Origin of the sequence: Streptomyces sp. TLI_053 (genome assembly GCF_900105395.1) — a bacterium.
Classification (GTDB): Bacteria; Actinomycetota; Actinomycetes; order Streptomycetales; family Streptomycetaceae; genus Kitasatospora.
This window is the reverse complement of record NZ_LT629775.1, coordinates 5809512-5834736: the sequence shown is the minus strand read 5'-3', so window position 1 is coordinate 5834736 and position 25225 is coordinate 5809512. Positions and strand designations below refer to the sequence as shown.

Genomic DNA, 25225 nt, shown 5'->3' with positions numbered 1-25225 from the left:
CACCGCGCCCGGGCCCGACTCGCCCCCTCGCCCCACCCCGACCGGACCCGCCCCGCCCCACGCAGCCCCGACCCGACCAGGGTCAGGCCCAGCTCCTCGGCGAGGCCCGCCCCGCCTCACCGCAGCTCCGCCTCGACCAGGTCCGCCGCCCGCGCCGTGCCGCCCTCGGCCCGGGCCGCGGCGCGCTCCTCGGCCAGCCGCCCGGCCACCGCCGGGTCCCCGGTCAGCTCCAGCAACGCGGAGCGCAGCGCCTCGGCGGTCGCGTCCTCGGTGTCCAGCCGCCGGGCCACCCCGAGCGCCACCAGCGAGTCCGCGTTGGCGAACTGGTCGACGGCCTGCGGCACCGCGATCATCGGCACCCCGTGGAAGAGGCCCTCGCTCGCGCCGCCGGTGCCGGCGTGGGTGACGAAGGCGTCCGCCTGCGCCAGCACGTCGAACTGCGGCACCCAGCGGTACACCTCCACGTTGGCCGGCACCTCGCCCAGCCCGGCCAGGTCGGTGTGGCGGCCGATCTGCAGGACGACGTGCCAGCCGGGCAGGCCGCCGAAGGCCTCCAGGCAGGCCCGGTAGAAGGCCGGCCGGTCGGTGAAGGCCGAGCCGAGCGAGACCAGCAGCACCTTGTCCGCCCCGGCGGGCCGCTGCCAGCGGCCCTGGTGCGAGCGGTCGCCGAAGCACTGGCCGACGAAGGTGATCCGGTCGGTGTCGACCCGGTCCGCCTGCGGCTGCAGGGCCCGGGGGATCAGCGCGAGCGCGCGGTCCGGACGGTTCTTGAACCGCTCGACGTCCCGCTCGACGTCCTGGACGGCGAGGCCGTTGCCGGTCAGCCAGTCGGCGAACCGCCGGTAGTGCTCGGGGCCGCCGGGCCCGGTGCGGAGCATCTCGAACATCGGGGCCATGTCCTCCTCGATGCCCTCCCAGCCGACCATCGTGGGCGACAGCTGCACCACCGGCACGCCGTGCGCCTGCGCCACCGCCCGGGCGGCGAAGGCGCCGATGTCGTACAGCACGAGGTCGGGCCGATCCTCGGCGAAGAGCTTCAGCAGCGCCGGGGTCATCGCGAGGGCGTCGTCGAGGAAGACGTCCTGGACCGCGACCGGGTCCTCCGGCCACCCGGCGGGGTCGCCGTCGAGCGGCAGCGCGGTGTCGTACGGGACGGGCGTGGCGCCGGTGGACGCGACCGTGTCGGCGAAGGACGGCGCGTTGACGTAGCTCACCCGGTGGCCCCGGGCGACGAGCTCGGCGATCAGGGCGAGACTCGGGTTGACGTGGCCGTGGGCCGGGATGGAGACCATGGCGACATGGGCGGAGCGGGTCATCTCGGTGGTCCTCTCGGAAGGCTGTGCTGCGACCGTCTCTGTCGAGACGAGACGGTTCGTCTCGTTGACGTGCCACCAGAATGCCCCGGCGGGTCCGCACTGTCAAGACGAGACGGATCGTCTCGTCGTCTCGCTAGAATGGCGCCCATGACCGGACCGCAGACCGCCCCCGACCCGAGCCGCCGCAGCGAACAGAGCCGCGCCGCCATCCTCACCGCCGCCGCCGAACTCGTCGCCGAACTCGGCTTCGGCAAGCTGACCATCGAGAAGATCGCCGCCCGCGCCGGCGTCGGCAAGCAGACCATCTACCGCTGGTGGCCCTCCAAGGGCGCCGTCGTCTTCGACGCCTTCCTCGCCGCCAACGAGAACCCCTCCGGCGGTCTCGCCCTCCCCGACACCGGCGACCTCGGCGAGGACCTGCGGACCGTCCTGCGGCTCACCGCCCTCGAACTCGCCGACCCCGCCTTCGACCGCACCGGCCGCGCCCTCACCGCCGAGGTCCTCACCGACCCCGCCCTGCTGCGCGACTACCGCGAACGCCTGCTCGACCCCCTGCTGACCGTCACCCGCGAACGCCTGCGAACCGCCCGCGAGGCCGGACAGCTGCGCGCCGACGCGGACCTCGACCTCGCCGTCGAACTCCTCTACGGCCCGCTGTACTACCGGTGGCTGCACGGCCTCGGCCCGCTCGACCCCGGCTACGCCGACCAGGTCGTCGCGGCCGTCCTGGGCGCACTCGGCCCCGCCCGGGACTGAGCACGCCCGGGCGGACCGGGACCGGGGCCGGCCTCAGGAGCGGTTGCGGCGGCGCAGCATCAGCACCACGACGACGATCACCGCGACCACCAACAGCACCGCACCGATGCCGATCACCAGCCCGATGATCTTGCCGAGGCCCTTCTTCTTCTTTTTCTTCGACTTGTCCTTGGACGCGGCGAGCTGCGCGGCGTCGTGACGCTCCGCCGCCGCCCCGACCTGCCCGGCACCCTGCCCCGCCGCCGTCCGCACCCCGGCCCCGGTCGCGGAGGCAACGGAAGCCACCGAGGCCACGGACGCAGCCGGAGCGGCCGAGGCCGCCGGCGCGGCCGCCAGCGCCGTCCCGCCGAACGCGAGCACCGCGGAGAGCACCAGGCCCGTCACCCGAGCACGCACAGGAATCAACCCCCGTCGTCGATCCGGCGCGACCCCGACGGCCCGCCGACCGCCGACACCATCCCACGCCCGCCCCGCCCCGCCCACCCCCGGAACCGGACCGCGACCGGCTCGGAACCAACCGGTCACCGAAGCACCACACTCCCCGGGCACCCAGGCCCCGACGCCGCCCCGGGACCCGGCCCGCGGGTCAGGTGCCGGGCGGGGAGGCGGGGCCGGCGAGGGCGACGGCGACGAGGGCGCGGAGGGCCGAGGCGACCTGGCCGAGCGGGAGGGTGGCGTCGTCGGCGAAGAGTTCGAGCAGCCAGCCGCCCGCCGGGTTCTGGCCGCCGGCCGCGACCATGCCGCGGTAACCGGCGACCACCAGCATGGCCTCCTCCGCCGGGTCGTTGCCCGCCGCCCCGGCGCGCAGCGCGAAGGCGCCGCCGCGCACGGCGGTCCGGGTCAGCGGGTAGTGGCGGAGGTCGAAGACGGCGTCCGGGGCCTCGATCTGCGCGCGCTGGGTCTCCGCCCGGGTGCTGCTCGGCCCGCTGGTCATCCGGTAGACGGCGTGCCGCGCGGTGTGCATCAGCTGCGACCCGGGCGGCACGTAGGAGATCCACCAGCCGACCGCGTCCAGCAGCCGGGCCGTGGTCTCCGCGACGACGGCGAGCTTGCCCATGGTGTCGGCCGGGTGGACGGCGCGGGCGGCGCCCTGCCGGTCGAGCGCGGCGAGCACCGCCGTGAGCAGTTGGCCGGGATCGGCGCTGTGCGCGGCGCCGCGGAACCGCCGGCGGTCGCCGGTACCGGCCCGGCCGCCGGAGCGGGGGCGCCCGTCGGTGCGGTACTGCGGGTCGGCGGCGTCCGCGAGCAGCACCGTCGGGTCGGGGGCGAAGCCCGGCCCGTGGCTGCGGCCGGCGACCACCGGGTGCGCGGCGCGGGCGGCCTTGGCCCGGTACTGCGCGGCGTCGGCGAGCCGGAAGAGCCGGTCGGGGGTGGTGACGGGACCGATGGAGTCCCCGGTGGAGGCGATCCCGCAGGCGACGCCCTCGCCCTCGGCCAGGGCCAGCGCCCGCGCGCACAGCTCCTCGGCGACGGCGACCACCTCGTCCGCCTTGCGGCCCTCGACGAGCAGGCAGAACTCGTCACCGCCGAGCCGGGCCGCGAGGCTCCCGGGAAGCTTCGCCGCGGCCAGCGACAGCTGGTGGGCGAAGCGCTCCAGCAGCCGGTCGCCAACCTCGTGCCCGAGCTGGTCGTTGACCCGCTTGAGGCCGTTGACGTCGCAGACGACCAGGGACACCACCGTGTTGTCCCGGTTGTGGGCGGCCAGCGCGCTCTCCAGCCGGGCGTCCACCGCGCGCCGGTTGGCGAGGCCCGTGAGCGGATCGGAGAAGGCGAGCTTGCGCAGGTCGGCGAGGCGCTCGGTCTGGGCCAGACCGGCCGAGATCTGGGCGGCGAGCAGGGTCGCGTAGTCGGCGTCGGCCTCGGTGAACTCGGCCGCCCCCGCGGTCCGGGCCAGGTAGAGCTCGCCCCAGGCCTGCCCGTGCAGCACGATCGGGGCGACCACGCAGCAGGCCCGGCCGCGTCGGCGCAGCGCGGCGGCGCGTTCCTGGCAGTACGCGCCGGCGGTCGGGTGGGTGTGCCCGGCGTGCGGCTGGGAGTTGTCGGCGCTCTGCACCCAGGCGCGCGGCAGCCGGCCGGTGGTCCAGCGCTCCTCCAGGTAGGTGACGATCTCGGGGAAGTCGGCGACCGGGTAGGACTCGTCCTCGGGCAGCTCCTCCTCGCCGGGGGAGAGCTCGCCGTGGTTGACCAGGACCCGCAGCCGCCCGGACTCGCGGTCCCAGACCGAGACGGCGGCCATCGCGGCGTCGAGCGCCACGGTGGCACGGGCGGCGGCGGCCCGGACCGCCTCCAGCGGGGTGAGCGCCCCCGCCATGTCCTGGGCGAGCTCGACCACGGCCGTCAGCCGCGCGTCGGTGGCCGTGGCACCGACGGGGGCATCGCCGGGCACGCCGGGGGCCGGGGGCACCGGACCGCCGGCCGCCGGCTGCCGCGTCCGGTCGCAGTCGCGGTCCGTCATGATCGCCTCACTGCTCACCGGCTCGCCTCGCTCCCTGTGCCCGGTCCTCCTGGTGGCCGGCGGACGACCGCCGTGCCCGCACCGTCCGTACCGGTGCCACCACCGAAGGCTCCCGAAGGTCCTACCCGTCCGACATCGGTTACCCGCCCGGCGGTTCGCCACTCCGGCCGCCCGGACCGGAGCGCCTGCACCAAGACTATGGCGGTTTCGTTCGGTTATGCCCTGTTTGGGAGCCGGGATTCGCCGGACCGCGCGCGCCTTCCACCGTTCGGCGTGGCCCGTCGTGCGCCCGTCGTGCGCCCGTCGGACGGCGGGAGGGCGCCCGTAGGACGGCGGGAGGGCGGCGCGCAGCGATGACGGACGGCCACGGGGGCGGTGACGGGCGGGGCGGTTCCGCCGGTGACGGGCCGTTGCCGGAATCGGCGGAGGGACCGGTGACGAGGCCCGTGACCAGGCCCGTGACCAGGCCCGTACGAGGCCGGGACCCTACTCCCCGTGCGGCCGCCGGGAGAGCAGCCACGGCTCGACCAGCCCGAGCCCCCGCACCGGGCGGCGCCACATCGGCTGCAGATTGAACCGGTGCCCGGCCTCCGGCAGCGGCCCGTGGTGACCGGTCGGCGGCAGCCCCGCGGCCACCGACAGGGCGTCGGCCAGCCCGGACCCGTCCTCCCCGGCCGGCGCGACACTGCCGTACTGCTCCAGCGCGGCCGCGAACTCGCCGTCGATCAGCACCGCGTCCTTGGGCGCGATCGAGGTGAGCCGGCTGGCCAGGTTCACCGTGGTGCCGAACACGTCGCCCATCCGCGAGGTGACCGTGCCGAAGGCCATGCCGACCCGCAGCGCGGGGATGGTGTCGTCCTCGGCCAGCGCCTCGATCAGGCTGAGCGCGATCCCGGCCGCGATCACCGGGTCCTCGGAGACGAAGAGGATCTCGTCGCCGAGCGTCTTGATCACGCGGCCGCCCCGGCCGACGATCAGGTCCGAGCAGGTGTTCTCGAAGGTCTCGACCAGCTCGCCGAGCTCCTCCTCCTCCAGCCGCCGGGACAGCCGGGTGAAGCCGACCAGGTCGGCGAAGCCCACCGCGAGCCGGCCACTGGTGATCTCGTTGTCCTCGGCCGCCTGCACCACCCGGCCGGTGACGGCGGCCAGCTGCCGCCGCCAGACGTACACCAGGAACTGCTCCAGCTCCGGCAGCAGCAGCTCGACCAGCGGGTAGGCGACATCGGCCCGGGTGAGACCGGGCTCGACGGACTGGGTGAGGTTCTCCAGGAAGGTGTCCATCTGCCAGCCCGCGAGCCGGGCCGTGGTCTGCCCGGTGGAACGGGCCACCTGGATCGCCATCGACTCGCTCAGCAGACCCGACTCGACCAGGCCCGCCAGCCGGCGCAACGCGATCACGTCGCCGTCGGTCAGCGCCCGCGACTGGCCGATGTCCGGGAAGCCCATCGCCCGCCAGAAGCGGGTGGCCAGTTCCATCGGGACGTCGGCGGCCCGCGCGGCCTGGTACGGGGTGTAGCGGCGTGGCGCGTCCAGGATCAGGCGTTCGAGGTCGAGGGCGACGGTCTGGTCGTCGGAGCCCGCCGGGCCGCCGTTGCCGTCGGCGCCGTGGCCGCCGCCGTTGCTGCCGTCCTCTGCCACCGGTCCGTCCCCGTGCGGTCGCCGCACTCGCCTCGTGTCGTGCCAGTGCGGGCGCGGCCGCCCCCGTTCGGGCAGTGGCGCGCCTCACACTGCTGCCAGGTGGAATGTTCGCACGGAATCGCGCGATCCGGGGCATCCGCCCGAGTCAAGGGGAGGTAAGGGGAGGCACGGTGACCCGCCCGGCGCACGGCGCGCGACCCGTCCGGCGCAGGGACGGCGCGGGGCCCGGTACGGGGACGGCGCTGGGCCCGGTGCGAGGACCGACCCAGGGACGGCGCGGTGCCCGCGTACGCCCCGGCCGGGCGCCGCCCGGGCCGTTCCGGTGCCCGCACTAGCGCCCGTCGCGCGGCTCCGGGCGCACATGGACGACGTCCCCCGCGCCGACCGCCCGTCGGCCACCGTCCGGGGTGCGGACCACCAGCTGCCCGGCGCCGTCCACCGCGACCGCCTCGCCGACCAGTTCCCGGTCACCGGGCAGCAGCACCTTCACCGGCCGGCCCAGCGTGGTGCAGCGCTGCGCGTACGCGCGCAGCAGGCCGCTGGTGTGCGGGTCGCCCCCGGCGGCCGTCCACTCCCCGTACAGCTCGGCGAACTCGCGCAGCAGCGCGCGCAGCAGGGTGGGCCGGTCGGTGACGGCGGCACCGGCCAGGGCGAGCGAGGCGGCGGTGGGCACGGGCAGTTCGGCGGCCCGCAACGACACGTTGAGGCCCAGACCGGCGACCACCGCCCCGCCGCCCAGTTCGGTCAGGATGCCGCCGATCTTGCGCTCCGCGCCGTCGACCTCCACCTGGAGGTCGTTGGGCCACTTCAGGCCGACCTCGACCTCCGCGACCCGGCCCAGGGTGCTCGCGGCGGCGACGCCGACCAGGATCGGCAACCAGCCGTACCGTTCGACGGGTACCTCGTCCGGGCGAAGCAGGAGGGAGAGGAAGAGACCGGAACGGGCGGGCGCGCTCCACTGCCGTTCCAGCCGGCCGCGGCCGGAGTTCTGCGACTCGGCGATCAGCACCGCGCCCTGCGGGGCGCCCGCGCGGGCCCGGGCGGCGAGGTCGGTATTGGTGGAGCCGGTCTCCTCGACGACGTCCAGCGAGGTCCAGAGCCCGCCGGGGCGCACCAGGTCCCGGCGGAGCGTGGCGGCGTCCAGCGGCGGGCGGTCCAGATCGGTCCACGGCGACGGCCCGGCGTGGCCGAGGCCGCGCAGTCCACTGCGGCGGGGGGTGTCGGAGGTCATGCGGCTCACCCTAGGCGGACACCGCGCCCCGCACCGGCCGGGAGGCCGTACGCCGTCCCATACGCCGTCCCATCGTCTCCCGGAACGGGGGCCGACGACACTGTGGCGCTGACCATAACCGCCGGACATTACGCCGACCCTCCGCGCTGGCTACGCTACCCAACGGTAGTTCGTTGTGCCGCCCTGCACCCCTCGTCCGCGCCGCCCCCACCCGGCCCGCGCCACCGAAAACAGGTCGCGGCCCAGGATCAGGGAGAGCCACCGGAATGACCGAGGCGTCGCACGACCCGCACACCACCGCCGGCAAGCTCGCCGACCTCCGGCGAAGGATCGACGAGGCGGTGCACTCCGGCTCCGCCAAGGCGGTCGAGAAGCAGCACGCCAAGGGCAAGCTGACGGCCCGCGAGCGCGTCGTGGAGCTGCTGGACGAGGACTCCTTCGTCGAGTTCGACGAGTTCGCCCGGCACCGTTCGACCAACTTCGGCCAGGAGAAGAACCGGCCGTACGGCGACGGCGTGGTCACCGGCTACGGCACCGTGGACGGCCGTCAGGTCGCGGTGTTCGCGCAGGACTTCACCGTCTTCGGCGGCTCGCTCGGCGAGGTCTTCGGCGAGAAGATCGTCAAGGTCATGGACTTCGCGCTGAAGACCGGCTGCCCGGTCATCGGCATCAACGACTCCGGTGGCGCCCGGATCCAGGAGGGCGTCGTCTCGCTCGGCCTGTACGGCGAGATCTTCCGCCGCAACGTGCACGCCTCCGGGGTGGTCCCGCAGATCTCGCTGATCATGGGCCCCTGCGCGGGTGGCGCGGTCTACTCCCCCGCGATCACCGACTTCGTGGTGATGGCCGATCAGACCTCGCACATGTTCATCACCGGCCCCGACGTGATCAAGACCGTCACGGGCGAGGACGTCGGCATGGAGGAACTGGGCGGCGCGCGCACCCACAACACCAAGTCCGGCAACGCGCACTACCTGGCGGCGGACGAGAAGGAGGCGATCGAGTACGTCAAGAGCCTGCTCTCGTACCTGCCCTCCAACAACCTCTCCGACCCGCCGGCCTTCCCGGAGGAGGCGGACCTGTCCGTCACCGACGAGGACCTCGAACTCGACACCCTGGTGCCGGACTCGGCGAACCAGCCGTACGACATGCACCACGTGGTCGAGCACATCCTCGACGACGGCGAGTTCCTGGAGACCCAGCCGCTCTACGCGGGCAACATCATCACCGGCTTCGGCCGGGTCGAGGGCCACCCGGTCGGCATCGTCGGCAACCAGCCGATGGACCTGGCGGGCTGCCTCGACATCGCCGCCAGCGAGAAGGCCGCGCGCTTCATCCGCACCTGCGACTCCTTCAACATCCCCGTCATCACCTTCGTCGACGTGCCCGGCTTCCTGCCCGGCACCGAGCAGGAGTGGGACGGCATCATCCGCCGCGGCGCCAAGCTGATCTACGCCTACGCCGAGGCCACCGTCCCGCTGATCACCGTGATCACCCGCAAGGCCTTCGGCGGGGCGTACGACGTCATGGGTTCCAAGCACCTCGGTGCCGACCTCAACCTGGCCTGGCCGACCGCGCAGATCGCCGTGATGGGCGCGCAGGGCGCGGTCAACATCCTCCACCGGCGGGAGATCACCGAGGCCGACGCGGCCGGCCTCGCCGACGAGAAGCGGGCCGAGCTGATCGCCTCCTACGAGGACACCCTGCTCAACCCGTACCTGGCGGCCGAGCGCGGCTACGTGGACGCGGTCATCGCGCCCAGCGAGACCCGCCGGCACATCGTCCGCGGCCTGCGCGCGCTGCGCGGCAAGCGCGAGGTGCTGCCCCCGAAGAAGCACGGCAACATTCCGCTGTAGTGGCTCCCTCCGGGAGGATCGCGAGAGGATTGAGCATGGCCCCGATCCATGTGCTGCACGGGCAGCCGACCCCCGAGGAGCTGGCCACCGTCCTGGCGGTGGTCCAGTCCCGGGCCGCCGCCGCGCAGGCCGCCGCCGAGGCGGCCCGCCGCGCGGGCGCCGGCCCGGACTCCGCCTGGAACGACCGCGCGCGCCGGCTGCGCGCGACCCCGCGCCCCGGCGTCAACGCCTGGCGCACCTCCGGCTGGGCCGGTTAGCACCGCTCGGCACCGACCGTCCCCGGTGCCGCCGCGTCGGCGTCGGGGGACGGTGGGAACGGCCGCTCGGCACTGCGCGCTGCAGTGCCGAGCGGCCGTTGCTGTTGCCGGTGCCGTCCCCCCCCCCCCCCCCCCCCCCGATGCCGTCCCCTTCCTGGGCAGGTCGGCGTCGGTGCGCGCGTGGGTCCGTGGGTGTGGGCGTGGACGCGTGGACTCGTGGACGCGTCGATGCGGTGGGCGCACTTTGCAAAGTGGGCACTTTGCAAAGTGCACGCTCCGCGGGCCCGCTCCGCCCGGTGCGGAGCGGGCCCCGCAGCGGGCGACCGCCCAGCGAAATCCGCGCGAAAACCGCGTGTTTCCCCAGCTCACACCCCACAACGAGCACATCGGGCGCACCGGGACGCTTCGGCGCCCGCTCAGTACCCGCACTTTGCAAAGTGCCCACTTTGCAAAGTGCGGGCAGGAAGGAGCACCCCACCGAGGGCCCGGATTGCCCCGAAAGCTGAGTACGGATACTCAGGCGTCCCGCCGACCGGGGGCGCACCCTGGAACGATGCTCTGGTCAGACCCCCGCGACGAGCCCTCCCCGGAAGCACGGCGCATGCAGCGACGGCTGCAGCGGGCCGGTCATGTGCTCGCCGTCCTCGCGCTGGTGATCGCCGTCCTGCTGATGGTCTGACGACCGCGGAACGACCGCCCGGAGCAGCCCTCTACCCTGGTGGCATGACCGACCGTCGCTCCCTCGTGCTCGCCTCCGCCTCCCCCGCCCGGCTCGGGCTGCTGCGCCAGGCGGGCCTCGACCCGCGCGTGGTGGTCAGCGGCGTCGACGAGGACGCCATCACCGCCGCCACCCCCGCCGAACTCGCCCTCGTGCTCGCCGAGGCCAAGGCCGAGGCCGTCGCCGTCACGCTCACCGAGGGCGAACTGGTGATCGGCTGCGACTCGGTGCTGGAGCTGGACGGCCAGGCCCTCGGCAAGCCCGCCGACGAGGCCGAGGCACTGGCCCGCTGGCAGGCCATGCGCGGCCGGGCGGGCGTGCTGCGCACCGGCCACTGCGTGATCGACACCGTCAGCGGCCGGCAGGCCTCCGCCACCGCCTCCACCACGGTCCGCTTCGGCACGCCGGACGACGCCGAGGTCGCCGCGTACATCGCGACCGGCGAACCGCTGCACGTGGCCGGGGCGTTCACCCTGGACGGCCGTTCGGCCCCGTTCGTCGAGGGCATCGACGGCGACCCGGGCAATGTCATCGGGCTCTCGCTGCCGCTGCTGCGCGGGCTGCTCGCCGAACTCGGCGTGCGGATCACCGACCTCTGGGTCTGACGGGCCGACCGGATCCGCAGCCCGACCGCCCGCGCCCACGGTCAGCACCCGCACCCACGGCGCCCCGCGCCGGAGCCCCGCGCCCGCACCGGGCCCTGCGCGTACGACGGACCCGCGCGCGCCGCGGGCCCGGTCGCGGCGGAGCGTCCCCCACGCGCCGGAAGTCGGCCACCGGAACGCCGCCGGGGCGTCGCCCACGCGCCAAAGAGCGGCACAATTGTCGCCATCTCACCATCCGACAATCCGATGTGATGCACGCTAGAGGGGCGCCCGGACGGCGCCGACGCTCCAAACCGACGGGGGAGATGGCGAGCGGATGACCGACAGTCTGCTCAACGTCCTGCTGGGCCTGGTGGCCAGCGCGATCAGTGCTGTCCTCGGCTGGCTCGGCCAGAGCCTGCGCCGAAGACGCCGGCTGGAACGGACCAGGGACTTCCTCGGCCTGCCCGCCGGCAGCGAGTGCCTGATCGTGGTCAACCGCAGCATCGGCACCGGCGCGCACCCCCGGACGGTCACCCGGCGCGACGCCTACGCGCTGATGGAACTGGCCGCCCTGGTGAAGGAGTGCGGCGCGCACACCGACCTGGTCGCGCACGACGCCGCCCCGCGCGGCCTCGGCACCAAGACCGAGTTCTGCTTCGGCGGCCCCGTCTCCAACGACCGGATGGCCGCCCACCTGGCCTGGGGCCTGCCGGGGGTCGTGATCTCCAACGACCGGGAGGTGCGGGACAACACCATCACCATCGGCGGCCGCTCGTACGCCGCCGACCTCCGGGCCGGGGAGTACGTCCTGCTCGCCCGGCTCGCCACGCCCGGGCACGGCCGCCCGGTCTTCCTGATCTCCGGCCAGACCGGTATCGCCAACCACGCCGGCGTCCGCCACCTGGTCGCCCACCACCGCCGGCTGGTCCGCCGGTACGGCACGGACGGCACCTTCGCCCTGCTGCTCAAGGTGGTCAACCCCGGCGCGTACGGGCCGGACGTGGTCGAGCAGATCGCCGACGTCACCGCCCTGGCCGTCGAGCACCCGCCGACCCCTCCGGGCGGTCCGGACACCATCGCCGGAACCACTCCCGGAACCACGCCCGCGGTCGCACCCGCAACGGCGTCGGCGACGGCGTCCACGACGGCACCCGCACCGACTCCCGCACCGACTCCCGGCCCGACCCCCGCATCCACCCCCGCTCCTTGAACGGCACGCGCACCAACGGCACGCAGACCGACGGCAGGTGCCACCCGGCCCGCCGTACCCGTCACGCCGCCACGCCGCCCCGTCACCGAGCGCAGTCGCCGCACCACCCAGGCCGCATGCGCCACCACCTGCACATACTCCCGTCGGGCCGCCCACCGCCCGCTCGGGCGCATCACCCTCTGTGTGGGATAGTTCACAACCTGGGGCTACTCGCCGGTACTGCCCAGGAATCCATAAACTCAACGAGGTTCAAGAAGGGAGCCACAGTGCGCAAGGTGCTCATCGCCAACCGCGGGGAAATCGCTGTCCGCGTCGCCCGGGCCTGCTCGGACGCCGGTATCGCCAGCGTCGCCGTCTACGCCGAGCCGGACCGGGATGCGCTGCACGTCCGCGCGGCCGACGAGGCTTATGCGCTGGGCGGCGACACCCCCGGCACCAGCTACCTGGACATCGCCAAGGTCCTCCAGGCCGCCGCCGACTCCGGTGCGGACGCCGTCCACCCCGGCTACGGCTTCCTGTCGGAGAATGCCGACTTCGCCCAGGCCGTGCTCGACGCGGGCCTCACCTGGATCGGCCCGCCGCCGCAGGCCATCCGCGACCTGGGTGACAAGGTGACCGCCCGGCACGTGGCGCAGCGCGCCGGTGCCCCGCTGGTCGCCGGTACCCCGGACCCGGTCTCGGGTGCCGAGGAGATCGTCGCCTTCGCCCAGGAGCACGGTCTGCCGGTCGCCATCAAGGCGGCCTTCGGCGGCGGCGGCCGCGGCCTCAAGGTCGCCCGCAACCTGGAGGAGATCCCGGAGCTGTACGACTCGGCGGTCCGGGAGGCGGTCGCCGCCTTCGGTCGCGGCGAGTGCTTCGTCGAGCGTTACCTCGACAACCCGCGGCACGTCGAGACCCAGTGCCTCGCGGACAAGCACGGCAACGTGGTGGTCGTGTCCACCCGTGACTGCTCGCTCCAGCGCCGGCACCAGAAGCTGGTCGAGGAGGCGCCCGCGCCGTTCCTGACCCCCGAGCAGAACGCCGAGCTGTACCGGGCGTCGAAGGCCATCCTCAAGGAGGCCGGCTACGAGGGTGCCGGCACCTGCGAGTTCCTGGTGGCGACGGACGGCACGATCTCCTTCCTGGAGGTCAACACCCGTCTGCAGGTGGAGCACCCGGTCACCGAGGAGGTCACCGGGATCGACCTGGTCCGGGAGATGTTCCGGATCGCGGACGGCGAGGAGCTCGGTTACGGCGACCCGGAGGTGCGGGGTCACTCCTTCGAGTTCCGTATCAACGGCGAGGACCCGGGCCGCAACTTCCTGCCCGCGCCGGGCACGGTGACGCTGTTCGCGCCGCCGTCGGGCCCGGGCGTCCGGCTGGACTCGGGTGTGGAGAGCGGTTCGGTCATCGGCCCCGCCTGGGACTCGCTGCTGGCCAAGCTGATCGTGTCCGGCCGGGACCGCAAGCAGGCGCTGGAGCGGGCGCGGCGGGCGCTGGCCGAGTTCAAGGTCGAGGGCATGGCGACGGCCATCCCGTTCCACCAGGCGGTCGTGACCGACCCGGCGTTCGCGCCCGAGGTGCACGGCGGCGAGGGACCGTTCACGGTCTACACCCGGTGGATCGAGACCGAGTTCGACAACACGATTCCCGCGTTCGCCGGTGCCGCCGGCGAGGGCGAGGAGGCGGAGGGCCGGGAGACCGTGGTCGTCGAGGTCGGCGGCAAGCGGATCGAGGTCTCGCTGCCGTCCTCGCTGGGTGTCGCCGCCGCCCCGGCGGCCGGTGCGGGGGCCGCGAAGGCCAAGCGCCGGGTCGGTGCCAAGAAGGCCGGTTCGGCGGTCGGCGGTGACACGCTGGCCTCGCCGATGCAGGGCACCATCGTGAAGGTCGCGGTGGAGGAGGGTCAGGTCGTCGCCGAGGGCGAGCTGATCGTCGTCCTGGAGGCGATGAAGATGGAGCAGCCGCTGAACGCGCACAAGGCGGGCACGGTCGTCGGCCTCAAGGCCGAGGTGGGTGCGAGCGTCTCGAGCGGCGCGGCGCTCTGCGAGATCAAGGACTGATCCGGGGCCCGATCGGGCACCGAGAGGTCCGCCGCCGGTCCGTACACCTTCGGGTGTGCGGACCGGTCACGTTTTCGGCGGCGGTGCGGTGGTACGGCGACGCGGCAACACGGTGCTGCGGCAGAGCGGCGGTACGGCAACACGGCGGCGCGGTGGCACGGCGGCGCAGTGGCACGGCGCCACGACGGCGACGCGGCGGCCCGGCACAGCGCCGGAGCGGCGCCCCTGCCCCGCGGGCCTCAGCGCCCGCGCGGCAGGCCCAGTTCGGCGAGTCTGACCGGCAGCGGTCCACCGGGCCCGCCCGGCCCGCCGGGACCGCCGTGGGTGCCCGGCCGCCGCTGGCCGGGCAGCGGCGCCCCGCCGGGCGGCGGCGCGCTGCGGCGGGCCAGCGGACCGGGCTGGGTCTGGTGGACGGGGCCGCTGCCGGTGCCGTGGACCGGGGCGTCGCCGGGCGGCGGGGCCCCGAGCGGGGCGAGGTCGATCTGCACCCCGCAGTCGGCGAGCGCGTCCAGTTCGCGGGCGGTGGCGTCGTCCGCGGTGGCGTGCTCGTCGGTGACCAGCCGGGTGATGGTCTCGGTGGGGACGGTCTGGAACATGGTGTCCGCGCCGAGCTTGGTGTGGTCGGCGAGGATGATGACCTCGGCGGCCGACTGCACCAGTGCCCGGTCCACGCTCGCGGAGAGCATGTTCGTGGTCGAGAGTCCGCGTTCGGCGGTGAGCCCGCTGCCCGAGACGAAGGCCTTGGTGACCCGCAGTCCGTGCAGCGACTGTTCGGCACCGCTGCCGACCAGGGCGTAGTTGGAACCCCGCAGGGTGCCGCCGGTCATCACCACCTCGACCCGGTTGGCGTGTGCCAGGGCCTGGGCGACGAGGAGGGAGTTGGTGACCACCGTCAGCCCGGGCACCCGGGCGAGCCGGCGGGCGAGTTCCTGGGTGGTGGTGCCGGCGCCGACCACCACGGCGTCGCCCTCCTCCACGAGTCCGGCGGCGAGATCGGCGATGGCGCTCTTCTCGGCGGCGGAGAGATGGGTCTTCTGCGGATAGCCGGGTTCGCGGCTGAAGCCGCCGGGGAGCACCGCGCCGCCGTGCCGGCGGTCGAGGAGCCCTTCTGCCTCCAGGGCCCGTACGTCGCGGCGCACGGTCACTTCGGAGGTCTGGACGACGCGGGCCAACTCCCGGAGCGAGACGGCTCCGTTGGCGCGCACCATTTCGAGGATCAACTGGCGACGTTCTGCTGCAAACACAGAACCGACGGTAACCTGCGTGACCGTCTGCTTTCAGGCGTTTGCTGCTAGTAGCGGGAATTGCTCACGCCCGAGCGGCGCGTGACCGTACAATTCGCGCCGCCGGTACGCCGGGGCTGCGCCCGCCGTCCGGGTGACACCCCCGGACGCGCGAAGGGCGGCCGCCGAACGGCGACCGCCCTCAACTGGGCACCGGAGGCTCAGGATTCGCCCGCGTCGCGCTTGCGGATGTGGAGCTGGCGGGCGGCCTCGGCGGTGGAGCCGGAGACCGACGGGTAGACGGTGAAGGCGCTGGCCACCTGTTCGACCGTCAGATTGGCGTCCACCGCGAGCGCGATCGGGTGGATCAGTTCGCTGGCCCGCGGGGCGACGACCACGCCGCCGACCACGATGCCGGTACCGGGGCGGCAGAACAGCTTCACGAAGCCGTCCCGGATGCCCTGCATCTTGGCGCGCGGGTTGCCGCGCAGCGGGAGCTTGACCTCGACCGCGTCCATCTTGCCGCACTTCACATCGGCCGCGGTGTAGCCGACGGTGGCGATCTCGGGGTCGGTGAAGACGTTGGAGGCCACGGTCTTGAGGTTCAGCGGCTGCACCGCGTCGCCGAGCGCGTGGTACATCGCGATCCGGCCCTGCATGGCGGCGACCGAGGCGAGCATGAAGACGCCGGTGCAGTCGCCGGCCGCGTAGACGCCGGGGGCGGAGGTGCGCGACACCCGGTCGACCTGGATCTGGCCCCAGTCGTTGAGCTTGACCCCGGCCTCCTCCAGGCCCATCCCCGCGGTGTTCGGGATCGAGCCGACGGCCATCAGGCAGTGGGTGCCCTCGACCACAGTGCCGTCGGAGAGGGTGACCTCGACCGTGTCGCCGATCCGCTTGACCGTTTCGGCGCGGGAACGGCTCATGACGTTCATGCCGCGGCGGCGGAAGACCTCCTCCAGCACCTCGGCGGCGTCCGGGTCCTCGCCGGGCAGCACCCGGTCGCGCGAGGAGACCAGGGTGACCCTGGAGCCGAGCGCCTGGTAGGCGCCGGCGAACTCGGCGCCGGTGACGCCGGAGCCGACGACGATCAGCTCGCGCGGCAGCTCCTCCAGGTCGTACACCTGGGTCCAGGTCAGGATGCGCTCGCCGTCCGGCTGGGCGTCGGGGAGCTCGCGCGGGTGGGCGCCGGTGGCGATCAGCACCGCGTCGGCGCGCAGGGACTGCACGCTGCCGTCGGGGGCGTCGACCAGCACCTCGCGGGAGCCGTCCACGGCCTGCCCGCCGCCGCCCAGCCGGCCGCGGCCGCGCAGCACGGTGACACCGGCGCGGGTGACGGACTGGGTGATGTCGTGGGACTGCGCGATCGCGAGGCGCTTCACCCGGCGGTTGACCTTGCCGAGGTCGACACCGACGACCCTGGCCGGGGAGTCGATGTGCGGGGTGTCGTCGGCGACGATGATGCCCAGCTCCTCGTACGAGCTGTCGAAGGTCGTCATCACCTCCGCCGTCGCGATCAGCGTCTTCGACGGCACGCAGTCCGTGAGCACCGCCGATCCGCCCAGGCCGTCGCGGTCGACGACGGTCACCTCCGCGCCGAGCTGGGCCGCGACGAGCGCCGCCTCGTAGCCGCCTGGTCCGCCACCGATGATCACGATCCGAGTCACGTCACCCATTGTCCCGCACGCCGGGAGCACTGCCACGCCGGGGTCGGGGCTTCTGTCGGATCGGCCGGTGAACGTAGGCTTCGCCCCATGCCCCTTTACGCCGCGTATGCCACCAACCTCGATGCCCGGCAGATGACCCGCCGCGCCCCGCACTCGCCGCTGCGCGGCACGGGCTGGCTGTCCGGCTGGCGGCTGACCTTCGGCGGCGAGCACCTCGGCTGGGAGGGCTCGCTGGCCACCGTGGTGGAGGACGAGAAGGACCAGGTCTTCGTCTCGCTGTACGACGTGTCGCCGATGGACGAGGAGGGGCTGGACCGCTGGGAGGGCGTCCAGCTCGGCATCTACCGCAAGACCAGGCTGCGGGCGCAGACCCTGGACGGCGACGTGCCGGTCTGGACGTACGTGCTCAACGACTACGAGGGCGGCCTGCCGGCGGCCCGCTACCTGGGCCTGATCGCGGACGCGGCGGAGAGCGCCGGCGCCCCCGACGACTACGTGCTGGACCTGCGCCGCCGTCCCTGCTGAGACCTCTTTGGAGATTGCTCCGGGTCGCGGCACCGTTCCGCCGCCCCGGAGCTGTACGTTCACGCCATCCGGGTAACGATCCGGCACGTCGTACCAGGATTTTCTACGCGCGTAGCCATTTCCCGTCTATCCTCGGACGTGTGAACGCATCTCCTCAGTCGGTCGTCTCCGCCGACCCCTACGCCGCCGCCCAGGCCGCCGCCGAGCGCCTGCGCGAGCTGACCGGTGCCGAGCGCCACGACGTCGCCCTGGTGATGGGCTCCGGCTGGGTGCCGGCCGCCGACGCCCTCGGCGAGACCGTGGCGGAGTTCCCGGTCACCGACCTCCCGGGCTTCCCCGCCCCCGCCGTGGCCGGTCACGCCGGCACGATCCGCTCGGTCCGGATCGGTGAGAAGCGGGCCCTGATCTTCCTGGGCCGCAACCACTACTACGAGGGCCACGGGGTCGCCACCGTCGTCCACGGCGTGCGCACCGCCGCCGCGGCCGGCTGCGCGACCATCGTGCTGACCAACGGCTGCGGCGGTCTGCGCCCGACCTGGGTCCCCGGCCAGCCGGTCCTGATCAGCGACCACATCAACCTGACGGCGGACTCGCCGATCGTGGGCGCCAACTTCGTCGACCTCACCGACCTCTACTCCAAGCGGCTGCGCGAGCTCTGCCGCGAGGTGGACCCGACCCTGGACGAGGCCGTCTACGTCCAGTTCCGCGGCCCGCACTACGAGACCCCGGCCGAGGTCAACATGGCCCGGGTGATCGGCGGCGAGCTGGTCGGCATGTCGACCACGCTGGAGGCCATCGCGGCCCGTGAGGCCGGCGCCGAGGTGCTGGGCATCTCCCTGGTCACCAACCTGGCGGCCGGCATGACCGGCGAGCCGCTCAACCACGCCGAGGTGCTGGAGGCCGGCAAGGCCTCCGCCGAGCGGATGGGCGCGCTGCTGGCCAAGGTCCTCGAGCGGATCTGACGCCGGGGCGACAGCGACATGAGCGACGGGGCCCGCGGACGGGCGTGATCCGGTGATCACAGCCGCCCGCGGGCCCCGTCCGCGTGCCCGGGTCCGACACGCCGCCGCCCGGGGCGGCGGACACCGCGTCCCGCCGCCCGCGCGCCGTACGTTTCGTCCCGCACCTCCCGCTGCTCCCGCACCTCCCGCACCCCCGTCCCGTCCGCCCCGCTCCGCACGACCGGCGGGCCCCGCGCGACCCCGTGGGCCCCCGCCCGGAGCGGCGCACCCCCGCAAGCACCGCACGGCCCCGTAGAACCCCGCACCGCCGGTACGCCCGTCCGAGCCACCACGCCCCGCCCGCGCCCGGCGTCCCCGTCCGAGGACGCCCCGCGGCACCCTCCGGCCACCGCCGCCCGACCCGCCCGAACCGCCCGACCCGCTGGGCCCGGTCCGGTCCGGCCCGGTCCGGAGTCACCCCCCGGCCGACCACCGACGCACTTCCCGATGGAGCTGCAGCCATGACGCAGGCAACCACCACCGACCTCCTCGCCCGGGCCCGTACCTGGCTCGCCGAGGACCCGGACCCGCAGACCCGCGAGGAGCTCGCCGCGCTGCTCGCCGACGCCGAGACCCCGGACGCGGACGCCAACGCCAAGCTCGCCTGGTCCGAGCTGGCCGACCGCTTCGCCGACCGCCTCCAGTTCGGCACCGCCGGCCTGCGCGGCGAGCTCGGCGCCGGCCCGATGCGGATGAACCGCGCCGTGGTGATCCGGGCCGCCGCCGGCCTGGTCGCCTACGTCAAGCGGCAGGGCCTCGGCGACCTGGTCGTGATCGGCTACGACGCCCGCCACAAGTCCTACGACTTCGCCCGCGACACCGCCGCCGTGGTGGTCGGCGCCGGCCTGCGCGCGCTGCTGTTCCCGCGCCCGCTGCCCACCCCGGTGCTCGCCTTCGCGGTCCGCCACCTCGGCGCCGCCGCCGGTGTGACCGTCACCGCCAGCCACAACCCGCCGCAGGACAACGGCTACAAGGTCTACCTGGGCGACGGCTCGCAGATCGTGCCGCCGGCCGACGCGGGCATCGCCGCCGAGATCGACGCGATCGGCTCGCTGACCGAGGTCCCGCTGGCCGCGGACGGCTGGGAGACGGTGGACGAGTCCGTCGTCGAGGCCTACCTCGACCGCGCCGCGTCGATCGTCGACCCGCACACCGCGCGCGAGCTCGACGTCGTCTACACCCCGATGCACGGCGTCGGACGCGACACCTTCCTCGCCGCCATGGACCGGGCCGGCTTCCCGGCGCCCACCGTGGTCGCCGAGCAGGCCGAGCCGGACCCCGACTTCCCGACCGTCGCCTTCCCCAACCCGGAGGAGCCGGGGGCGATGGACCTCGCCTTCCGCACCGCCGCCGAGGCCGGCCCGGACATCGTCATCGCCAACGACCCGGACGCCGACCGCTGCGCGGTGGCCGTCCCGGCCGACGGCGCGGAGGGCTGGCGGATGCTGCGCGGCGACGAGGTCGGCGCGCTGCTGGGCGCCGCGCTGGTCTCCAAGCGGGCCACCGGCACCTTCGCCACCACCATCGTCTCCTCCACCCTGCTCGGCCGGATCGCCGAGGCCGCCGGGCTCGACTACGCCGAGACCCTCACCGGCTTCAAGTGGATCTCGCGCGCCGAGGGCCTGCGCTACGGCTACGAGGAGGCGCTCGGCTACTGCGTCGACCCGCAGGGCGTGCGCGACAAGGACGGCATCACCGCCGCCCTGCTGGTCGCCGAGCTCGCCGCCACCCTCAAGCGCTCCGGCCGCACCCTGACCGACCTGCTGGACGACCTGGCGCTGGAGCACGGCCTGCACGCCACCGACCAGCTGTCCGTCCGGGTCGAGGACCTCTCGGTCATCTCCGACGCCATGCGCACCCTGCGCGAGCGGCCGCCGACGACCCTGGCCGGGCTCACCGTCACCCGCGCCGACGACCTCACCGCCGGGTCCGCCGAGCTGCCGCCGACCGACGGCCTGCGCTACTACCTGGCGGGCGACGCCGTCCGCTCGGCGCGGATCGTGGTCCGCCCCTCGGGCACCGAGCCCAAGCTGAAGTGCTACCTGGAGGTCGTGCTCCCGGTCGCCTCGGCCGCCGGGCTCGCGGACGCCCGCGCCCGGGCCGCCGAGCTGCTCGCCACCGTCAAGCGGGACCTCGCCGCGGCGGCCGGCATCGCCGGCTGACACGGCCGCACGTACGAGGAGGGCCCGCCGGCAGTGCCGGCGGGCCCTCCTCGTACGTGCGGACGCGGGCGGGTCAGACCGCGATCACGGTGATCAGGGCGATCAGACCGGCCACCGTCGGAGCGATGATCCACCAGCACCAGCGGACCACGACCGGCCCGGCCGCGTCGGGGCGGGAGGCGTTGCGCTCGGCCATGTCCTGGAGGACGCCGACCACCTGGTCGGACCAGGCCCGGTTCGGGTCCGTGGAGCCCTGCACCCCGACCCCGGACGGCGTACCGCCCGCGCCGAAGACCATGCCGAGCCGGGAGCTGTGCGCCTGCCCGCCGCGCTCGCGGGCCCGGGCGGCGCGCTTGCGCTGGCGCAGCGACACCGGCACCGCCCACACCTGGTACTTCTTGCCCTCGGCGAGGAGTTCGACCGAGTACCCGGCGCGCAGCACGTCCACGGCGGCCCAGGGCGCGACGATCGTGCGCAGCGGGTTGCGGACGACCAGGCGGCGCTCGTCGGCCCGGACGGCCGGGCGCAGGGTGTAGGCGATCACCGGGAGGGCGAACACCGGGACGGCGGCCAGCGACACCCACGGTGTCTTGCCGCTGCCGTTGAGGGCCGCGTCCCCGATCAGCCAGGCCGCGACGGCCAGCAACAGCACCCCGGAGATCACGCCGGGAACGGAGCGGTACACGCGGTCGGCGTACACGGGCTCCCCATCGGAACCGGCCGGGCCCGGTCGGGGCTCGCCGTGGGATTCGGTCATGTCGACGATTCTGCCCCATGGCCCGCGCGATCCACAGGGGTGACGATCACGGTTGCCGGGGCACGGAGATCTCGGTCCGGCATCGATGCGCGGTGCCTCTGGCGATTGACTACGCGCGTAGATATGCTGGTGTGGTGACTATGTCCACTCTTGCAGCCAATGCCCCCGGCGTCGCGGGCAGCGGTCTCGAGGACGTCGCGGCGTCCGAGGCCTCGCTCCGTCGCTTCCTGCACGGCCTGCCCGGTGTCGACCAGGTCGGCCTGGAGGCGCGCGCCGCCACTCTCGGTACCCGCTCGATCAAGACCACGGCCAAGGCGTACGCCATCGACCTGGCCATCTCGATGATCGACCTGACCACGCTCGAGGGCGCGGACACGGTCGGCAAGGTGCGCGCACTGTGCACCAAGGGCAGGACCCCCGATCCCACCGACCCGACCACCCCCCGCGTCGCGGCGATCTGTGTCTATCCGGACATGGTCGCCACCGCGAAGGCGGCGCTCCGGGGCACCGACATCCAGGTCGCCTCCGTCGCCACCGCCTTCCCCGCCGGGCGCGCCGCGCTCCCGGTCAAGCTCGCCGACACCGCGGACGCGGTCGCCGCCGGCGCCGACGAGATCGACATGGTGATCGACCGGGGAGCCTTCCTCTCCGGCCGCTACCTGGACGTGTACAACGAGATCGTCGCCGTCAAGGAGGCCTGCCGCCGCCCCGACGGCAGCTACGCCCACCTCAAGGTGATCTTCGAGACCGGCGAGCTGCAGACGTACGACAACGTGCGCCGCGTCTCCTGGCTGGCGATGCTGGCCGGCGCCGACTTCATCAAGACCTCGACCGGCAAGGTCGCCGTCAACGCGACCCCGCCGGTCACCCTGCTGATGCTGGAGGCGGTCCGCGACTTCCGCGCGGCCACCGGCGTCCAGGTCGGCGTGAAGCCCGCCGGCGGGATCAAGACCACCAAGGACGCGATGAAGTACCTGGTGATGGTCAACGAGACCCTCGGCGACGACTGGCTGAGCCCGCACTGGTTCCGCTTCGGCGCCTCCAGCCTGCTCAACGACCTGCTGATGCAGCGCCAGAAGCTGACCACCGGACGGTACTCCGGTCCCGACTACGTGACGGTGGACTGAGAATCATGGCCAAGAACACCAAGAAGACCGAAGCGCCCGCGGCCTCGCCGCAGGCCCCGGCCGAGCCGGCCGGCAAGCCGGCGGGCGGCCTCTTCGGCTACGCCCCCGCCCCCGAGTCGCCCGCCGCGGCCGGCGACATCGCCAGCTCCTACGGCCACTTCATCGGCGGGCAGTTCGTCGACTCCTCCGGCGGCGAGGCGCTGAAGACGGTCAACCCGGCCACCGAGCAGGTGCTCGCCGAGTTCGCCCGCGGCACCGCCGAGGACGTGGACCGCGCGGTCGCCGCCGCCCGGGCCGCCTTCGCCGACTGGTCGGCGCTGCCGGGCAGCGAGCGCGCCAAGTACCTGTTCCGGATCGCCCGGATCATCCAGGAGCGCAGCCGCGAGCTGGCCGTGCTGGAGTCGATCGACAACGGCAAGCCGATCCGCGAGACCCGCGACGTCGACCTGCCGCTGGTCGCCGCCCACTTCTTCTACTACGCGGGCTGGGCCGACAAGCTGGACTTCGCCGGCTACGGCCCCAACCCGAAGCCGCTGGGCGTGGCCGGCCAGGTCATCCCGTGGAATTTCCCGCTGCTGATGCTGGCGTGGAAGATCGCCCCGGCGCTGGCCACCGGCAACACGGTCGTGCTGAAGCCGGCCGAGACCACCCCGCTGACCGCGCTGCGCTTCGCCGAGATCTGCCGCCAGGCGGGTCTGCCCAAGGGCGTCGTCAACATCGTCACCGGCGACGGCAGCACGGGTGCGGCGCTCACCGCGCACCCGGACGTCAACAAGGTCGCGTTCACCGGCTCGACCCCGGTCGGCCGGGCGATCGCCAAGCAGGTGGCCGGCACCCGCAAGAAGCTCTCGCTGGAGCTGGGCGGCAAGGCCGCCAACATCGTCTTCGACGACGCGCCGCTCGACCAGGCCGTCGAGGGCATCGTCAACGGCATCTTCTTCAACCAGGGCCACGTCTGCTGCGCGGGTTCGCGCCTGCTGGTCCAGGAGTCGGTCCAGGACGAGCTGCTGGACGCGCTGAAGCGCCGGATGGGCACCCTGCGGGTCGGCGACCCGCTGGACAAGAACACCGACATCGGCGCGATCAACTCCGCCGAGCAGCTGGCCCGGATCACCGCGCTGACCGACGCCGGCGAGGCCGAGGGCGCCGAGCGCTGGTCGCCCGCGTGCGAGCTGCCGGGCACCGGCTTCTGGTTCCGGCCGACGCTGTTCACCGGCGTCAGCCAGGCCCACCGGATCGCCCAGGAGGAGATCTTCGGCCCGGTGCTGTCGGTGCTGACCTTCCGCACCCCCGACGAGGCGGTCGCGAAGGCCAACAACACCCCGTACGGCCTCTCCGCCGGCATCTGGACGGAGAAGGGCTCGCGCATCCTCTGGACGGCCAGCAGGCTCCGGGCCGGCGTGGTCTGGGCCAACACCTTCAACAAGTTCGACCCGACCTCGCCGTTCGGCGGTTTCAAGGAGTCGGGCTACGGCCGCGAGGGTGGCCGGCACGGTCTGGAGGCCTACCTCGATGTCTGATGTCGTGAGCCGTCTTGATGTCCTCAAGACCTACAAGCTGTACGTCGGCGGGAAGTTCCCGCGCTCCGAGAGCGGGCGGGTGTACGAGGTGACGGACGCGAAGGGCGAGTGGCTGGCCAACGCGCCGCTCGGCACCCGCAAGGACGCCCGCGACGCGGTCGTCGCCGCCCGCGCGGCGGTCAAGGGCTGGTCCGGCACCACCGCGTACAACCGCGGCCAGGTGCTGTACCGGGTCGCCGAGATGCTGCAGGGCCGGCGGGAGCAGTTCGCCGCCGAGGTGGCGCTCTCCGAGGGCGTCGGCGCGAAGAAGGCCGCCGCCCTGGTGGACGCCGCGATCGACCGGTGGGTCTGGTACGCGGGCTGGACCGACAAGGTGGCGCAGATCGCGGGCGGCGCCAACCCGGTCGCCGGTCCGTACTTCAACCTCTCCACCCCGGAGCCGACCGGCGTGGTCGGGATCGTCGCGCCGCAGGCCGGTTACGGTCACTCGCTGCTCGGCCTGGTCTCGGTGATCGCCCCGGCGATCGCCACGGGCAACACCGTGGTGGTGGCGGCCGCGGCCGACGCGCCGCTGCCCGCGCTGTCCCTGGGCGAGGTGCTGGCCACCTCGGACGTCCCGGGCGGCGTGGTCAACATCCTGTCCGGCCGGACCGCCGACATCGCGCCGACCCTGGCCTCGCACCAGGACGTCAACGCGCTGGACCTGACCGGCGCGATCGCCGCCGACGGTCCCGGCGCGGCGGGCGGCCTGGAGGTGCTGGCCGCGGATACCCTGAAGCGGGTGATCCGACCGGAACCGGACCCGTTCGCCCAGGACTGGACCAATGCTCCCGGAACGGACCGGCTACTCTCGTTCCTGGAGACCAAGACGGTCTGGCACCCGATGGGTATCTGACCTACGGTCCCCCGGGAGCTGCTACGCTCCGTGACCGCGAGTCGGTGACAACTCCACAGACTGGCCGTCCCCCGTGCCCTCACCCCCCCAGGGCCCGGACGGTCACAGGACGGACCCGCGCCTCTCCCCCCCTGGCGCGGGTCCGTCGTACTTCCCGGGCCCGCCCGTCGGCGCCGTTGCCCCGGCCGCCGCGGCCGTCGACTTTCGTCGCACCGGGTCGAGCCGTTCGACGCTGCCGCCGCCCCGGAGCGGCCGCGCAGACTGGGGCCGACAACCGCGCACCGA

20 protein-coding genes and 1 pseudogene are annotated in these 25225 nt (G+C 73.9%); 13 read left to right on the top strand and 8 right to left on the bottom strand.

The features are described from left to right. Positions 1 to 116: 116 nt before the first annotated feature. The gene (locus tag BLU95_RS24020) at positions 117 to 1316 is read right to left on the bottom strand and encodes a macrolide family glycosyltransferase (protein ID WP_093861827.1); all 1200 of its coding nucleotides are present in this window, start codon (positions 1314 to 1316) and stop codon (positions 117 to 119) included. A 147-nt stretch (positions 1317 to 1463) separates the two neighbouring features. On the opposite strand from BLU95_RS24020, the gene BLU95_RS24015 reads away from it, so the two are divergent. After that, positions 1464 to 2072 (top strand): TetR/AcrR family transcriptional regulator, encoded by a 609-nt coding sequence (locus BLU95_RS24015; protein ID WP_093861826.1) that lies wholly within the window; start codon positions 1464 to 1466, stop codon positions 2070 to 2072. A 33-nt stretch (positions 2073 to 2105) separates the two neighbouring features. Here the strand turns inward: BLU95_RS24015 and BLU95_RS24010 are convergent, their stop codons facing one another. The 4 genes and pseudogenes from BLU95_RS24010 to BLU95_RS23995 all read right to left on the bottom strand — a co-directional run bounded on the left by BLU95_RS24010 (position 2106) and on the right by BLU95_RS23995 (position 7396). Then, a complete protein-coding gene (locus tag BLU95_RS24010) occupies positions 2106 to 2468 on the bottom strand; it encodes a hypothetical protein (RefSeq protein WP_159424981.1) in 363 nt (120 codons plus the stop codon). A 778-nt stretch (positions 2469 to 3246) separates the two neighbouring features. Next, positions 3247 to 4383 (bottom strand): annotated as a pseudogene (locus BLU95_RS44310) (GGDEF domain-containing protein); the annotation flags it as partial. Between the two features lie 630 nt (positions 4384 to 5013). After that, positions 5014 to 6165 carry an adenylate/guanylate cyclase domain-containing protein gene (locus BLU95_RS24000; protein WP_093861824.1) on the bottom strand — a complete coding sequence of 384 codons (1152 nt, stop codon included), beginning with the start codon at positions 6163 to 6165 and terminating at the stop codon, positions 5014 to 5016. Positions 6166 to 6496: 331 nt separating this feature from the next. Then, positions 6497 to 7396: a biotin--[acetyl-CoA-carboxylase] ligase gene (locus BLU95_RS23995; protein WP_093861823.1), complete on the bottom strand. Its 900-nt coding sequence runs from the start codon at positions 7394 to 7396 to the stop codon at positions 6497 to 6499. A gap of 266 nt (positions 7397 to 7662) precedes the next feature. Here BLU95_RS23995 and BLU95_RS23990 point away from each other — a divergent pair, with 266 nt between their 5' ends. The 6 genes from BLU95_RS23990 (at position 7663) to BLU95_RS23970 (ending at position 14063) form a co-directional block, all read left to right on the top strand. After that, positions 7663 to 9252, top strand: a complete 1590-nt coding sequence (locus tag BLU95_RS23990; protein ID WP_093861822.1) for an acyl-CoA carboxylase subunit beta — start codon at positions 7663 to 7665, stop codon at positions 9250 to 9252. 35 nt (positions 9253 to 9287) lie between these two features. Further along, entirely contained in the window at positions 9288 to 9509 is a 222-nt protein-coding gene (locus BLU95_RS23985) for an acyl-CoA carboxylase subunit epsilon (RefSeq protein ID WP_093861821.1), read from the top strand. Between the two features lie 553 nt (positions 9510 to 10062). Continuing rightward, a complete protein-coding gene (gene mmpB, locus BLU95_RS45215) occupies positions 10063 to 10188 on the top strand; it encodes a morphogenic membrane protein MmpB (RefSeq protein ID WP_286158579.1) in 126 nt (41 codons plus the stop codon). Between the two features lie 44 nt (positions 10189 to 10232). After that, on the top strand, positions 10233 to 10832 hold the full coding sequence (locus BLU95_RS23980) for a nucleoside triphosphate pyrophosphatase (protein ID WP_093861820.1): 600 nt from the start codon (positions 10233 to 10235) through the stop codon (positions 10830 to 10832). Between the two features lie 316 nt (positions 10833 to 11148). Further along, a complete protein-coding gene (locus BLU95_RS23975) occupies positions 11149 to 12024 on the top strand; it encodes a hypothetical protein (protein WP_093861819.1) in 876 nt (291 codons plus the stop codon). Positions 12025 to 12290: 266 nt separating this feature from the next. Then, the gene (locus tag BLU95_RS23970) at positions 12291 to 14063 is read left to right on the top strand and encodes an acetyl/propionyl/methylcrotonyl-CoA carboxylase subunit alpha (RefSeq protein ID WP_093861818.1); all 1773 of its coding nucleotides are present in this window, start codon (positions 12291 to 12293) and stop codon (positions 14061 to 14063) included. 239 nt (positions 14064 to 14302) lie between these two features. On the opposite strand, the gene BLU95_RS23965 is transcribed toward BLU95_RS23970, so the two are convergent. Then, positions 14303 to 15271 (bottom strand): DeoR/GlpR family DNA-binding transcription regulator, encoded by a 969-nt coding sequence (locus BLU95_RS23965; RefSeq protein WP_231978832.1) that lies wholly within the window; start codon positions 15269 to 15271, stop codon positions 14303 to 14305. A 236-nt stretch (positions 15272 to 15507) separates the two neighbouring features. Beyond that, positions 15508 to 16962, bottom strand: coding sequence for an NAD(P)H-quinone dehydrogenase (locus tag BLU95_RS23960; protein ID WP_093861816.1), 1455 nt, complete (start codon positions 16960 to 16962; stop codon positions 15508 to 15510). A gap of 78 nt (positions 16963 to 17040) precedes the next feature. Here BLU95_RS23960 and BLU95_RS23955 point away from each other — a divergent pair, with 78 nt between their 5' ends. The 3 genes from BLU95_RS23955 to BLU95_RS23945 all read left to right on the top strand — a co-directional run bounded on the left by BLU95_RS23955 (position 17041) and on the right by BLU95_RS23945 (position 20641). Further along, positions 17041 to 17478 carry a gamma-glutamylcyclotransferase family protein gene (locus BLU95_RS23955; RefSeq protein ID WP_030393425.1) on the top strand — a complete coding sequence of 146 codons (438 nt, stop codon included), beginning with the start codon at positions 17041 to 17043 and terminating at the stop codon, positions 17476 to 17478. 140 nt (positions 17479 to 17618) lie between these two features. After that, positions 17619 to 18440 carry a purine-nucleoside phosphorylase gene (locus tag BLU95_RS23950; protein ID WP_093861815.1) on the top strand — a complete coding sequence of 274 codons (822 nt, stop codon included), beginning with the start codon at positions 17619 to 17621 and terminating at the stop codon, positions 18438 to 18440. Positions 18441 to 18940: 500 nt separating this feature from the next. Beyond that, on the top strand, positions 18941 to 20641 hold the full coding sequence (locus BLU95_RS23945) for a phospho-sugar mutase (RefSeq protein WP_093861814.1): 1701 nt from the start codon (positions 18941 to 18943) through the stop codon (positions 20639 to 20641). Between the two features lie 73 nt (positions 20642 to 20714). Here the strand turns inward: BLU95_RS23945 and BLU95_RS23940 are convergent, their stop codons facing one another. Then, positions 20715 to 21398, bottom strand: coding sequence for a PH domain-containing protein (locus BLU95_RS23940; RefSeq protein ID WP_093861813.1), 684 nt, complete (start codon positions 21396 to 21398; stop codon positions 20715 to 20717). 140 nt (positions 21399 to 21538) lie between these two features. On the opposite strand from BLU95_RS23940, the gene deoC reads away from it, so the two are divergent. The 3 genes from deoC to BLU95_RS23925 are packed head-to-tail and all read left to right on the top strand — an operon-like array spanning position 21539 to position 24940. Next, positions 21539 to 22525 carry a deoxyribose-phosphate aldolase gene (gene deoC, locus BLU95_RS23935; protein WP_030393421.1) on the top strand — a complete coding sequence of 329 codons (987 nt, stop codon included), beginning with the start codon at positions 21539 to 21541 and terminating at the stop codon, positions 22523 to 22525. Between the two features lie 5 nt (positions 22526 to 22530). Beyond that, entirely contained in the window at positions 22531 to 24045 is a 1515-nt protein-coding gene (locus BLU95_RS23930; protein WP_231977751.1) for an aldehyde dehydrogenase family protein, read from the top strand. Further along, the gene (locus BLU95_RS23925; protein WP_093861812.1) at positions 24038 to 24940 is read left to right on the top strand and encodes an aldehyde dehydrogenase family protein; all 903 of its coding nucleotides are present in this window, start codon (positions 24038 to 24040) and stop codon (positions 24938 to 24940) included. The genes BLU95_RS23930 and BLU95_RS23925 overlap by 8 nt, the downstream gene beginning before the upstream one ends. Positions 24941 to 25225: the final 285 nt, after the last annotated feature.